11 protein-coding genes, 2 tRNA genes, 1 other RNA gene and 1 pseudogene are annotated in these 13,332 nt (G+C 54.2%); 12 read left to right on the plus strand and 3 right to left on the minus strand.

What is annotated here, in order from left to right; genetic code table 11:
- Nucleotides 1-114: 114 nt before the first annotated feature.
- The 11 genes and pseudogenes from efeU (at nucleotide 115) to WLO32_RS07875 (ending at nucleotide 10,908) form a co-directional block, all read left to right on the plus strand.
- A complete protein-coding gene (gene efeU, locus WLO32_RS07825) occupies nucleotides 115-948 on the plus strand; it encodes an iron uptake transporter permease EfeU (protein WP_435947834.1) in 834 nt (277 codons plus the stop codon).
- Nucleotides 949-1,010: 62 nt separating this feature from the next.
- Nucleotides 1,011-2,135 (plus strand): iron uptake system protein EfeO, encoded by a 1,125-nt coding sequence (gene efeO, locus WLO32_RS07830; protein WP_435947835.1) that lies wholly within the window; start codon nucleotides 1,011-1,013, stop codon nucleotides 2,133-2,135.
- A gap of 4 nt (nucleotides 2,136-2,139) precedes the next feature.
- Nucleotides 2,140-3,423, plus strand: a complete 1,284-nt coding sequence (gene efeB, locus WLO32_RS07835) for an iron uptake transporter deferrochelatase/peroxidase subunit (protein WP_435947836.1) — start codon at nucleotides 2,140-2,142, stop codon at nucleotides 3,421-3,423.
- A 629-nt stretch (nucleotides 3,424-4,052) separates the two neighbouring features.
- Entirely contained in the window at nucleotides 4,053-4,841 is a 789-nt protein-coding gene (gene phoH / locus WLO32_RS07840) for a phosphate starvation-inducible protein PhoH (protein WP_435947837.1), read from the plus strand.
- 276 nt (nucleotides 4,842-5,117) lie between these two features.
- Nucleotides 5,118-5,438: a PTS sugar transporter subunit IIB gene (locus tag WLO32_RS07845; RefSeq protein WP_435947838.1), complete on the plus strand. Its 321-nt coding sequence runs from the start codon at nucleotides 5,118-5,120 to the stop codon at nucleotides 5,436-5,438.
- 82 nt (nucleotides 5,439-5,520) lie between these two features.
- Complete coding sequence (gene chbC, locus WLO32_RS07850; RefSeq protein ID WP_435947839.1) at nucleotides 5,521-6,879, plus strand: PTS N,N'-diacetylchitobiose transporter subunit IIC; 1,359 nt, start codon at nucleotides 5,521-5,523, stop codon at nucleotides 6,877-6,879.
- Nucleotides 6,880-6,942: 63 nt separating this feature from the next.
- A pseudogene (chbA, locus tag WLO32_RS07855) lies at nucleotides 6,943-7,288 on the plus strand (PTS N,N'-diacetylchitobiose transporter subunit IIA).
- Nucleotides 7,289-7,302: 14 nt separating this feature from the next.
- Nucleotides 7,303-8,139: a transcriptional regulator ChbR gene (chbR, locus tag WLO32_RS07860; RefSeq protein WP_435947840.1), complete on the plus strand. Its 837-nt coding sequence runs from the start codon at nucleotides 7,303-7,305 to the stop codon at nucleotides 8,137-8,139.
- A gap of 101 nt (nucleotides 8,140-8,240) precedes the next feature.
- The gene (locus tag WLO32_RS07865; protein ID WP_435947841.1) at nucleotides 8,241-9,584 is read left to right on the plus strand and encodes a 6-phospho-beta-glucosidase; all 1,344 of its coding nucleotides are present in this window, start codon (nucleotides 8,241-8,243) and stop codon (nucleotides 9,582-9,584) included.
- A 51-nt stretch (nucleotides 9,585-9,635) separates the two neighbouring features.
- Complete coding sequence (gene chbG / locus WLO32_RS07870) at nucleotides 9,636-10,397, plus strand: chitin disaccharide deacetylase (protein ID WP_435947842.1); 762 nt, start codon at nucleotides 9,636-9,638, stop codon at nucleotides 10,395-10,397.
- Between the two features lie 166 nt (nucleotides 10,398-10,563).
- On the plus strand, nucleotides 10,564-10,908 hold the full coding sequence (locus tag WLO32_RS07875; RefSeq protein WP_435947843.1) for a nitrous oxide-stimulated promoter family protein: 345 nt from the start codon (nucleotides 10,564-10,566) through the stop codon (nucleotides 10,906-10,908).
- A 365-nt stretch (nucleotides 10,909-11,273) separates the two neighbouring features.
- Here WLO32_RS07875 and WLO32_RS07880 read toward each other — a convergent pair.
- From WLO32_RS07880 to WLO32_RS07890, 3 genes are all read right to left on the minus strand, one after another.
- A non-coding RNA gene (locus tag WLO32_RS07880) (RtT sRNA) lies at nucleotides 11,274-11,410 on the minus strand.
- A gap of 44 nt (nucleotides 11,411-11,454) precedes the next feature.
- Nucleotides 11,455-11,542: transfer RNA gene (locus WLO32_RS07885), tRNA-Ser, on the minus strand.
- Between the two features lie 533 nt (nucleotides 11,543-12,075).
- A tRNA-Ser gene (locus tag WLO32_RS07890) sits at nucleotides 12,076-12,163 on the minus strand.
- Nucleotides 12,164-12,368: 205 nt separating this feature from the next.
- On the opposite strand from WLO32_RS07890, the gene ghrA reads away from it, so the two are divergent.
- Nucleotides 12,369-13,310 (plus strand): glyoxylate/hydroxypyruvate reductase GhrA, encoded by a 942-nt coding sequence (gene ghrA, locus WLO32_RS07895; RefSeq protein WP_435947844.1) that lies wholly within the window; start codon nucleotides 12,369-12,371, stop codon nucleotides 13,308-13,310.
- The last annotated feature ends 22 nt before the right edge of the window (nucleotides 13,311-13,332 follow it).

Consider the following 13,332-nt stretch of genomic DNA (forward strand, 5'->3'; position numbering starts at 1 on the left):
ATAATTAACTTCACAATCCTCTTGTTTTTCCTTTTACGGTAATGATAATCACTATCGTTCTGGTTTACTCTTCTTTACGTCATTTGACCTGATTTCACAATCGAGGTGTCAGGAATGTTTGTTCCGTTTCTCATCATGTTACGCGAAGGTCTGGAGGCGGCGCTGATCGTCAGCCTGATCGCCAGCTACTTAAAGCGCACCCAACGCGGTCGATGGATTGGCGTAATGTGGATTGGCGTAGTGGCGGCCGCCGCTTTATGCCTGGCGCTGGGGATTTTCATCAACGAAACCACCGGCGAGTTCCCGCAAAAAGAGCAGGAGCTGTTCGAAGGCATAGTGGCGGTTATCGCCGTGACGATCCTTACCTGGATGGTGTTCTGGATGCGCAAAGTCTCGCGCAACGTGAAGGTCCAGCTCGAGCAGGCGGTGGATAACGCCCTGCAGGGCTCGGGCAGCCACGGCTGGGCGCTGATCCTGATGGTCTTTTTCGCGGTGGCGCGTGAAGGTCTTGAGTCGGTGTTCTTCCTGCTGGCGGCCTTCCAGCAGGACGTGGGCATGATGCCGCCGCTCGGCGCGATGCTTGGGCTGGCCACGGCTATCGTGCTTGGCTTCCTGATTTACTGGGGCGGCATCCGCCTGAACCTGGGCGCGTTCTTTAAATGGACGAGCCTGTTTATTTTGCTGGTGGCCGCGGGGCTGGCCGCGGGGGCGATTCGCGCCTTCCACGAAGCGGGCCTGTGGAACCATTTCCAGAATATTGCCTTTGATCTCAGCGACGTGCTTTCCACGCATTCGCTGACCGGCACGCTGCTGGAAGGGATCTTCGGCTATCAGGAAGCGCCAACCGTCAGCGAAGTGGCGATGTACTTTATCTACCTGATTCCGGCTCTGGTGCTGTTCGCCATGCCGCCGCGCCTGCACAACCAGGCGACCAATAGCGTTCGTTAACCCGTTTGTGGCGGGAACCCGTCACTTAGTTACAACATACTTATATTTAAAAGGGATTGGCCATGACCGCACAGTTTCGTCTTAAGGCGCTGAATATTGCGCTGTTTACTCTTATCTCTTCCGCTTTTGCCGCTCACGCGGCAGAGGTTCCGCAGGTGAAGGTCACCGTTACCGATAAGCAGTGCGAGCCGATGAACATCACGGTAAACGCCGGTAAGACCCAGTTCGTTATTCTCAACAACAGCCAGAAAGCGCTGGAGTGGGAGATCTTAAAAGGGGTGATGGTGGTCGAAGAGCGTGAAAATATCGCGCCGGGCTTCTCGCAAAAAATGACGGCCAACCTGCAGCCGGGCGAGTACGACATGACCTGCGGCCTGCTCAGCAATCCGAAAGGCAAGCTGGTGGTGAAAGCCTCCGGCGAGCAGGCGGCGCCGAAGAACGACCTGCTGGCGCTCGCCGGGCCGATTACCGAATACAAAGCGTACGTGACCGCGGAAGTGGCCGAGCTGGTAAAAGGCACCAAAGCCTTTACCGATACGGTCAAAGCCGGGGATATCGAAAAAGCAAAATCCCTGTATGCGCCGACGCGCCAGCACTACGAGCGCATCGAACCTATTGCTGAGCTGTTCTCGGACCTGGACGGCAGCATCGACGCCCGCGAAGACGATTATGAGCAAAAAGCAAACGATCCGAAATTCACCGGCTTCCACCGCCTCGAGAAAGCGCTGTTTGGCGACAACTCCACAAAAGGCATGGAAAAATACGCTGAGCAGCTAAACGCCGACGTGCTGGATCTGCAAACCCGCATCTCCGAGCTGGCCTTCCCGCCGAGCAAAGTTGTCGGCGGCGCGGCAGGGCTGATTGAAGAAGTGGCGGCCAGCAAAATCAGCGGCGAAGAAGATCGCTACAGCCACACCGACCTGTGGGACTTCCAGGCGAACGTGGACGGCGCGCAGAAAATCGTCAACCTGCTGCGGCCTTTACTGAGCAAAGAGAACGCGCCGCTGCTGGCGAAAGTTGACGCCAACTTCAAAAAAGTGGACGCCATTCTTGCGAAATACCGCACCAAAGACGGCTATGAAACCTATGACAAGCTGACCGATGCCGACCGCAACGCGTTAAAAGGGCCGGTGACGGCGCTGGCGGAAGATTTGTCCCAGCTGCGTGGCGTGCTGGGCCTGGACTAAGTATATGCAAGATAAAAGTACCAAAGGCGCGCATCAACCGGCGCGCCGTCAGTTACTGAAAAAGCTGGGCGCCCTCGGGGGCGCCTTCGCCGTTACCGGCGGCTGCCCCGTGGCGCATGCGGCAAACACGCAAACGTCTCCGGGCACGCTGCCGCCCGATGCGCGAATGGAAAAGCAGCCCTTCTACGGCCTGCACCAGGCGGGCATTCTTACGCCGCAGCAGGCGTCCATGATGCTGGTAGCCTTTGACGTACTGGCGGCGGATAAAGCCGACCTTGAACGCCTGTTTCGGCTGCTGACTGCGCGCTTCGATTTCCTCACTACCGGCGGCGCGGCGCCGGAAACGCCGAATCCGCGTATGCCGCCGATGGATTCCGGCATCCTCGGCGCGGAGATTTTTCCGGATAACCTGACCATCACTTTGTCGGCGGGCGCCACGCTGTTCGACGAGCGCTTTGGCCTGCGGGCGCAGCAGCCGAAAAAGCTGCAGAAGATGGAGCGTTTTCCTAACGACTCCCTTGATGCCAGCCTGTGCCACGGCGACCTGCTGCTGCAGATTTGCGCCAATACCGCCGATACGGTTATTCACGCGCTGCGCGACATCATCAAGCACACCCCGGATCTGTTAAGCGTGCGCTGGAAGCGCGAGGGTTTTATTTCCAACCACGCGGCGCGCAGCCGCGGCAAGGAAACGCCGATCAACCTGTTAGGCTTTAAAGACGGCACCGCCAATCCGGACAGCAGCAACGCCGGGCTGATGGATGACGTCGTCTGGGTGACAAAAGAGCAGGGCGAACCCGCCTGGTGCAGCGGCGGCAGCTATCAGGCCATTCGTCTCATCCAGTTCCACGTGGAGTCCTGGGATCGTACGCCGCTTAAAGAGCAGCAGACGATTTTTGGCCGGGAAAAACACAGCGGCGCGCCGCTGGGTATGCACAACGAGCACGATGAACCTGATTACGCCGGCGATCCGGACGGCAACGTGATTGCCCTGGACGCCCATATCCGCCTCGCGAACCCGCGCACGAAGGAAACGCAGGCGAACCTGATGATGCGCCGTGGCTACAGCTACTCCCTCGGCGTGTCCAAATCCGGCCAGCTGGATATGGGGCTGTTGTTTATCTGCTATCAGCACGATCTGGAAAAAGGTTTTCTCGCCGTGCAGAAACGGCTAAACGGCGAGGCGCTGGAAGAGTATGTGAAGCCCATCGGCGGCGGCTATTTCTTCGCTCTGCCGGGCGCGGTGGATAAGCAGCATTATTTGGGGCAGGGGCTGATCGAGGCCTGATCGTTGTGTTTTGCAGGGTGGACAGGCGAAGGCGCTATCCACCGCCATCGTCGGGTGGCGCTGACGCTTGCCCGGCCCGGACGGTGCTGCGCCATTCGTTACAGATATCCTTGCGCCGCTAATTTTTCATTTGCTAACAATTCGGCATAAAATTATCCATCAGTATTGGCTATGAGCATCCCGTTGATATAAAACTGTAATATAGGTGTGACATAACGTTTTCAGCCCGCAGCGGAACGATTATGTTGATTTAAAGTAAAATCAATGTTGCATTTTAGATAATTTTTGATGTACTTAAAGCATGAGCGGTAGTTCCCGGCTGTGAAGTTCAATCACATTGGAGATCGCGAATGGTAGGGTCCTGTACTGGACGGCTCAAAAAACATCTTACCCGCACCAACCAGCGCGGAGGCTTATCCTCCGGCTTCGCTATCTTCACCGCTAAATTTCCCGACTCCATAACACCTCAACGTGTCAAGGTTGCGCTAAGCGGCGCTTGTCGCCTGACTGGCGCATCATCTCAACCGGCAGTTCATGGCTTACAAGGAAGCCAAACCTCATCCGTTAGTCAGCATAATCGCGTCCAGCAGCGTGACGCGGGAAGTGAAACCAACTGTAAGGTGCCATCCATGGGAAGACAGAAAGCAGTGATCAAGGCTCGTCGTGAAGCAAAACGAGTGCTAAGACGAGATTCACGTAGCCACCGGCAACGTGAAGAGGAATCGGTCACCACGCTTGTGCAGATGAGCGGCGTAGAATCTATTGGTATGGCGAGGGATTGCCGCGACAACTCGCCGATAACCGCGCGAAACGAGGCTCAGGAGCACTATCTTAACGCCATCGAAAGAAAGCAGCTGATATTCGCCACCGGGGAAGCGGGGTGCGGTAAAACCTATATCAGCGCGGCGAAAGCCGCTGAGGCCCTGATTCATAAGGATATCGACAGGATAATCGTTACGCGTCCGGTCCTGCAGGCTGACGAAGATCTCGGCTTCTTGCCCGGCGATATCGCGGAAAAATTCGCACCGTATTTCCGCCCCGTGTATGACATTCTGGTGCGTCGGCTGGGTTCGTCTTTCATGCAGTACTGTCTGCGACCCGAAATTGGCAAAGTAGAGATTGCGCCGTTCGCCTATATGCGCGGGCGTACTTTTGAAAATGCGGTGGTGATTCTTGACGAGGCGCAGAACGTTACCGCAGCGCAAATGAAAATGTTCCTGACGCGCCTTGGGGAAAACGTGACGGTCATCGTAAACGGCGACATTACGCAGTGTGATTTACCTGCGGGCGTACAGTCAGGATTAAGCGATGCGCTGGCGCGTTTCGAAGAAGACGAGATGGTAGGCGTAGTACGTTTCGGTAAACAAGATTGTGTCCGTTCGGCCCTTTGCCAGCGGACGTTAAACGCCTACGACTGATTCCTGGTATAAATGATTCGAAAAGCCCAAACCTGGTTTGGGCTTTTTTCTTTGCGCGAATTATTTGCCCGAAATGTGAAGAGGGTCATAAGGCATAGTCAAGGAGAGACAATTTTTACCCGCTGAGAATTATCCCCGTTTCACCGCATGCCGTATACTCCTTGCAAGCAGAGACAATCAGTAATTTTATATTTTCGGCTATTGGCCCGTCAACCTGTCAGACAAAGAGGGATATTTGTCTCACCTGCAATCTATCTGGAATACGAGGGTTTCGTCATGGAAAAGAAAGTCATCTATCTGTTTTGTTCCGCCGGCATGTCCACTTCACTGCTGGTATCAAAAATGAAAGCCCAGGCCGAGAAATACGAGGTGCCGGTGCTTATTGAAGCATTTCCTGAAACCCTGGCGGGCGAAAAGGGCGGCGTGGCGGATCTTATTTTGCTTGGTCCGCAAATTGCCTACATGCAGCCGGAAATTCAAAAAATATTACCCGGCAAGCCGGTCGAAGTTATTGATTCAGTGATGTACGGCAAAATTGATGGGCTGGGCGTGTTAAAAGCCGCGGTCGCCTCGATCAAAAAAGCAGCAAACCGTTAATTTTAATTTTTGTTTTATTTTTCCGTCAAAGAACGACCTTACACACCCTGGCCGCCGCTGGCGGCATTAAAGGAAAATGCAAATGAGTAAAGTCATTGATTCACTTGAAAAGGTACTCCTTCCTTTTGCCGTCAAAATAGGAAAGCAGCCCCACGTTAACGCAATTAAAAACGGGTTTATCAGGCTCATGCCGTTAACCCTGACGGGGGCAATGTTTGTTCTTATCAATAACGTATTTTTAAGCTTCGGCGCCGGATCTTTCTTTTATTCGTTAGGTATTCGCTTAGACCCCGCGACTATTGAAACCCTGAACGGGTTAAAAGCCATCGGCGGCAATGTGTACAACGGTACGTTGGGCATCATGTCTTTGATGGCTCCCTTTTTTATCGGCATGGCCTTAGCGGAGGAGCGTAAAGTAGATTCGCTTGCCGCAGGCCTGTTATCCGTTGCCGCCTTTATGACCGTCACGCCTTATAGCGTCGGCGAAGCTTATGCCGTCGGGGCTAACTGGCTGGGCGGGCAGAATATTATTTCCGGCATTATTATTGGCCTGGTTGTCGCGGAATTATTCACCTTCGTTATTCGACGTAACTGGATTATTACCTTGCCGGATAGCGTGCCGACATCCGTCTCCCGATCGTTCTCCGCGCTTATTCCGGGTTTTATTATCCTGTCTATTTTCGGGATTATTTCCTGGCTGCTGGCCAATCATGGCAGCAACTTCCACCAGATAATCATGGATTCCATCGCCACGCCGCTGGCGTCGATGGGGGCGGTTGTCGGCTGGGCCTACGTGATTTTCAACTCACTGCTGTGGTTCTTCGGCGTGCATGGCTCCCTGGCCCTGACCGCGCTTGATAATGGCATCATGACGCCGTGGGCGCTGGAAAACATCGCTATCTATAATCAGTACGGCTCCGTACAGGCGGCGCTCGAAGCGGGCAAAACCTTCCACTTCTGGGCCAAGCCGATGCTCGACTCCTACATCCTGCTGGGCGGCTCCGGGGCGACGCTGGGTCTTATCATCGCCATCTTTATCGTCTCTCGCCGCGCCGATCACCGCCAGGTGGCGAAGCTTGCGCTGCCGTCGGGCATCTTCCAGATTAACGAGCCTATCCTGTTCGGCCTGCCGATCATTATGAACCCGGTCATGTTTATCCCGTTCGTGCTGGTACAGCCGATTCTGGCGGCCATTACCCTCGCGGCCTACGCCATGGGCATCATTCCACCGGTGACTAACCTTGCCCCCTGGACCATGCCTACCGGCCTTGGCGCGTTCTTCAACTCTAACGGCAGCATTGCCGCCTTGCTGGTCGCCTTGTTCAACCTCGGGATAGCGACGCTGGTTTATATACCTTTTGTCATCCTGTCTAACAAAGCGCAGGCGGTAATTGAAGAAGAAGAAAGCGAAGAGGACATCGCTAACGCGTTGAAATTCTAATCTGGTCCCCGCCGGGGAAGCGCATCCTCCCCGGCAATAACCGATCGCATGCAGGAGATAAAAATGTTTGATTTAGACAACGCTGTTGAAACAGAAGCAGTGCAGGACCTCGAAGAAGTGGTGATGGGACTGATCATCAACTCAGGGCAGGCGCGCAGCCTGGCCTATGCGGCGCTGAAAAAGGCCAAAGAGGGCGATTTTGAACAGGCCCCGCGACCTGATGACCAAATCGCGCCTTGCGCTAAACGAAGCGCATCTGGTGCAAACCAGGCTGATTGAAGGCGATGAGGGCGAAGGCAAAACCAAGGTGAGCCTGGTGCTGGTGCACGCCCAGGACCATCTGATGACCTCCATGCTTGCGCGCGAACTCGTGACGGAACTCATTGAGCTACATGAAAAAATAAAATAACGTATGGAGTCATAATGCAGCCACCGGTATTGAGCATGGAAATCAAGACAGCACGCGAAAATCAACTCTTCGACGGTCAAAATTTCCACGTTTTTATCTACAACAAAGTGGAAAGCGTCTCCGGCCTGCATGAGCATGATTATTACGAGTTCACCGTCGTTCTTACCGGGCGATATTATCAGGACATAAATGGCAAAAGAGTGCTGCTGGAGCGAGGCGATTTTGTATTTATCCCTCTGGGCTCGCATCATCAAAGTTTTTACGAGTTTGGCGCCACCAGAATATTAAACGTCGGCATCAGCAAGGCTTTTTTTGAACAGCACTATTTACCTTTATTACCGCCGAGGTTTGTGGCATCGCAGGTTTATCAAATTAAGAGCGAGTTTCTTAATTATATTGAATCAGCGATCGCTTCGCTGAACTTCAGAAACGGCGAGTTTAACGAGTTTCTGGAAGTGGTGACCTTTTATGTCGTCAACCGGCTGCGCCATCATCGGGAGTCAGAGGTTATAACGGATATTCCTGTCTGGCTGAAGGTTACCGTTGAAAAGATGCATGACAAGTCGCGGTTTGGCGATAAGGCGCTGGCGAATATGGTGGCGCTTTCCGGAAAGTCGCAGGAGTATTTAACCCGCGCCACCCAGCGCCATTATGGCAAAACGCCGATGCAGATCATTAATGAAATACGCGTTGATTTTGCCAAGAAACAGCTGGAGATAACAAACTACTCGGTCACCGATATTGCTTTTGAATCAGGATACAGCAGCCCGAGCATGTTTATTAAAAATTTTAAAAAGATTACCTCATTCACGCCGAAGCATTACCGCAAGCAGTTGTGTAGCATCAATTAGCCTGTATGTGAATGAATGTGGTTTTGTTTAATTAATCTTCACTCATTCACTTATATCGCAGTCTTTAATTTGCAGTGCAATAATATTGTACGGGAGTTCCTATGAGCAAAAAACTGAAGGTCGTCACCATCGGCGGCGGCAGCAGCTATACCCCGGAATTACTTGAAGGCTTTATTAAGCGTTACGACGAGCTGCCGATTACCGAATTATGGCTGGTGGATGTCGAAGCCGGGAAGGAAAAGCAGGATATTATTTTCGATCTTTGCCTGCGCATGGTGGAGCGCGCGGGCGTGCCCATTGCGCTCTACAAAACGCTCGATCGCCGCGAGGCGCTGGCCGACGCGGATTTTGTCACCACCCAGCTGCGGGTAGGGCAGTTAAAAGCGCGTGAGCTCGACGAGCGCATCCCGCTGAGCCACGGCTATCTGGGCCAGGAAACCAACGGCGCGGGCGGGCTGTTTAAGGGGCTGCGCACTATTCCGGTGATTTTCGACATCATCAAAGACGTGGAAGAGATTTGCCCGAACGCCTGGGTGATAAACTTCACCAACCCGGCCGGCATGGTGACCGAAGCGGTCTTCCGCCATACAAACTTTAAGAAGTTTATCGGCGTGTGCAATATTCCGGTTGGCATGAAGATGTTTATCCAGGACGTGCTGAAGGTGCTGCCGCACGACGATCTGTCGATCGATCTTTTCGGGCTCAACCACTTGGTGTTTATCAAAGACGTGCTGGTTAACGGCGAATCCCGCTTTGCCGAACTGCTCGACGGCGTCGCCTCCGGCACGCTGAAGGCGAGCGGCGTGAAGAACATTTTTGACCTGCCGTTCAGCGAAGGGCTGCTGCGCTCTTTAAACCTTATTCCTTGTTCCTATCTGCTCTACTACTTTAAGCCCAAAGAGATGCTGGCCATTGAAATGGGCGAGTTCTACAAAGGCGGCGCGCGCGCGACGGTGGTGCAGAAAGTAGAGAAGCAGCTTTTCGAACTGTACAAAAATCCTGAGCTGGACGTGAAGCCAAAAGAGCTTGAGCTGCGCGGCGGGGCCTATTATTCGGACGCGGCCTGCGAGGTCATCAGCGCTATCTACAATGACAAGCAGACCGAGCATTACGTTAACTTCCCGCATAAGGGCCATATCGATAATATCCCGGCCGACTGGGCTATCGAAATGACCTGCACCATTGGGCGCGACGGGGCGACGCCAACGCCGCGTATCACCCACTTTGACGAAAAAGTCCTCGGGCTTATTTACACCATCAAAGGCTTTGAGATTGCCGCAAGCGAAGCCGCATTAAGCGGTAAGCTCAACGACGTGCTGCTGGCGCTTAACCTGAGCCCGCTTATCCACTCCGATAAGGATGCGGAAAAACTTGCGCGCGATATGCTCTTCGCGCACGAGGCGCTGCTGCCTAACTTCGCGCAGACCATTGCCGAGCTGAAATAACCAACGGCCCGAGCCTTCCCCGCGGGGGAAGGCGCTTTAAAGGAAGCGCTTATGGACAAGTTATTGATCGTGAATGCGGATGATTTTGGGCTGTGCAAGGCGCAGAACTACGGCATCATCGAAGCCTTCAGCAATGGCGTCGTCACCTCGACGACGGCGATGATGAACGCGGCGGGTATCGAACACGCGGCGGCTTTGAGCCGGGCACACCCGAAGCTGGCCGTAGGCATGCACTTTGTGCTGACGCTTGGGCGTCCGCTTAGCGCGCTGCCGGGCCTGACGCGCGGCGAGGGCGAGCTGGGAAAATGGATTTGGGAGATGGCGGAGGCGGGCACGCTGCCGCTTGCCGAAATCCGGCAGGAGCTGGAAGGCCAGTTTGCGTGCTTTATCAGGCTTTTCGGCCGTCCGCCGACCCATCTCGACAGCCATCACCATGTGCATATGATCCCGCAGATTTTCCCTCTCGTAGAAGCCTTTGCGCAGGAAAAAGGCGTTGCCATGCGCATCGATCGTGATGAAATAAGGAAGGGCGGGCTGGCGCTGCGTGGGGCAAAAAGCACTCAGGGCTTCGACAGCGGTTTCTACGGCGAAGCCATTACCCAAAAGCTGTTTCTGGACACCCTGGATCGCGCTATGGCCCGCGAAGAAAAATCTCTTGAGGTCATGTGCCATCCCTCTTTTATTGATAACACCATTCTGGCAAGCAAGTACTGCTATCCACGGCTGAGCGAACTGGATGTGCTGACGTGCGCATCGCTGAAATATGCGATTGCTGAACGCGGGTATCGGCTGGGAACCTTCAGCGACCTGTAGCTAAAACATATAACGGCCTGGGTGCAAATTCAGGCTTTCTTCTTGTCCCCACGTTCTCTGTGTAGTTCACCGCCTTGTTTGTACAAATGCGTCCCATAACATGTATTATAGATACAATTTAATTTCGCCCGTCGCGCCGGACGTTCATCCATTTCAGGTATCGGCTATGTCAGAAAAACGCATTCAGAGAGAGAAAAAAACCATTCAGAAGATGCTCAGGCTCTATGAGCAAAGTCATCCGCAGGCGGATAAAGATCCGCAGCACTATCAGGAACTCTTCGCCTACGCCTCAAAAAGGCTCGACCGCTGTGTTTTCGGCGAAGAAAAGCCCGCCTGTAAACACTGTCCCGTGCACTGCTATCAGCCCGCCCGGCGCGAAGAGATGAAAAAAATCATGCGCTGGGCAGGACACAGGATGCTGTTTCGCCATCCGCTGCTTACGATTCTGCACTTAATTGACGACAGGCGGCCGGTACCGCCTCTGCCGGAAAAGTATCAGCGCAAAAAATAGCGCTGGCGGTGAGGGAGGGATTGATTCGCTGCGCTCACCCTGCGGGCGTCATGGTCACAGGTGCCCCTGACGTCCAACAGGCTGAAGCCTGTTGTCGAACCCGGTCGAGGGTTCTCATCCGTCCCTCCGGCAATTACGGGCAATAAAAAAGCCTGAACGTGAGTTCAGGCTCTCTTATAAAATATGGCGGTGAGGGAGGGATTGATTCGCTGCGCTCACCCTGCGGGCAGCGCTGACATAAATGCCACCGCTGTCCAACAGGCTGAAGCCTGTTGTCGAACCCGGTCGAGGGTTCTCATCCGTCCCTGCGGCAATTACGGGCAATAAAAAAGCCCGAACGTGAGTTCAGGCTCTCTTATAAAATATGGCGGTGAGGGAGGGATTGATTCGCTGCGCTCACCCTGCGGGCAGCGCTGACATAAATGCCACCGCTGTCCAACAGGCTGAAGCCTGTTGTCGAACCCGGGTCGAGGGTTCTCACCCGTCCCTGCGTGTGCAACATGCGAAAAAAAAGCCCGCATATAAATGCGGGCTCTTCTTTAAATATGGCGGTGAGGGAGGGATTCGAACCCTCGATACGTTGCCGTATACACACTTTCCAGGCGTGCTCCTTCAGCCACTCGGACACCTCACCATATTGTTTTTGTCACCCGCTTACGGGGGCAACGGGGCGCTACTATAGGGAGTCAGCTCCATTCGGTCAAGCGTAATTTTTACATTCGGGCCCGTTCGGTTAAGCCTTGAGCGATGATGAATTTTAAGCGAAAAAAAGCCCGCATATAAATGCGGGCTCTTCTTTAAATATGGCGGTGAGGGAGGGATTGATTCGCTGCGCTCACCCTGCGGGCGTCATGGTCACAGGTGCCCCTGACGTCCAACAGGCTGAAGCCTGTTGTCGAACCCGGTCGAGGGTTCTCATCCGTCCCTGCGGCAATTACGGGCAATAAAAAAGCCCGAACGTGAGTTCAGGCTCTCTTATAAAATATGGCGGTGAGGGAGGGATTGATTCGCTGCGCTCACCCTGCGGGCAGCGCTGACATAAATGCCACCGCTGTCCAACAGGCTGAAGCCTGTTGTCGAACCCGGGTCGAGGGTTCTCATCCGTCCCTCCGGCAATTACGGGCAATAAAAAAGCCCGAACGTGAGTTCAGGCTCTCTTATAAAATATGGCGGTGAGGGAGGGATTCGAACCCTCGATACGTTGCCGTATACACACTTTCCAGGCGTGCTCCTTCAGCCACTCGGACACCTCACCATATTGTTGCTCCAGCGCTGCTGGAACGGGCGCTAATGTAGGGAAAAGCGTTAATCACGTCAATGTACTTTTCATTAAATTCAGCGCGTTTAGACAAACTTCAAGCAACTTGCTTTTTAAAACAGCAGCCGTCGCTGTTTTTTTATTACATTTAACGCTTGAAATGATTCACGTTTCGCGTAATCCTGGAAAAAAAGGAGGAAGCGTGGATATTATTTTCTATCACCCAACATTTGATACCCCATCCTGGCTGGCAGGTTTGCAACGGCAGCTCCCTGAGGCTCGCGTGCGTGAGTGGCAGGAGGGCGATAACCAACCTGCTGACTACGCTTTGGTCTGGCATCCCCCGGTGGAAATGCTGGCGGGCCGTAAAGAGCTCAAGGGCGTTTTCGCGCTTGGCGCAGGCGTGGATTCGATTCTCAGCAAATTAAAAACGCATCCCGATATGCTCCCGGCCGGCGTGCCGCTGTTCCGCCTTGAGGATACGGGCATGGGGCTGCAGATGCAGGAGTATGCGGTCAGCCAGGTGCTGCACTGGTTCAGACGTTTTGACGACTATCAGGCGCAAAAACAGCAGGCAAACTGGCAGCCTCTTGATGAGTACCGACGCGAAGACTTTACCATCGGCCTTCTCGGCGCGGGCGTGCTTGGCGGTAAGGTTGCGGAAAGCCTGATTGCGTGGGGATTCCCGGTGCGCTGTTGGAGCCGCAGCAAAAAAGATTACCCCGGCGTGACAAGCTTCGCGGGTACGGAGCAGATCGGCGATTTCCTGAACGGCACCCGCGTTCTTATCAACCTGCTGCCGAACACGCCGCAAACCGTCGGCATTATTAACGCTGCGCTGCTGGAGCAGCTGGCGGACGAGGCTTACGTGCTTAACCTGGCGCGCGGCGTTCATCTGGTGGAGGCCGACCTGCTGGCCGCCCTGGATAGCGGCAAATTAAAAGGCGCGATGCTGGACGTTTTCTCTCAGGAGCCGCTGCCGGCTGATAACCCGCTGTGGAAGCATCCTCGCGTGGCCATCACGCCCCATATCGCGGCGGTTACGCGCCCGGATGAGGCAATGGCTTATATCGCCAGAACGATTCGCCAGATTGAGAAAGGTGAAAAGCCCGCGGGCGAAGTTTCCCTGCAGCACGGTTATTAAACCCGAGCCCGGCCGGCGCCGG

Origin of the sequence: Dryocola mayonis, from assembly GCF_051307045.1 — a bacterium.
Classification (GTDB): domain Bacteria; phylum Pseudomonadota; class Gammaproteobacteria; order Enterobacterales; family Enterobacteriaceae; genus Dryocola.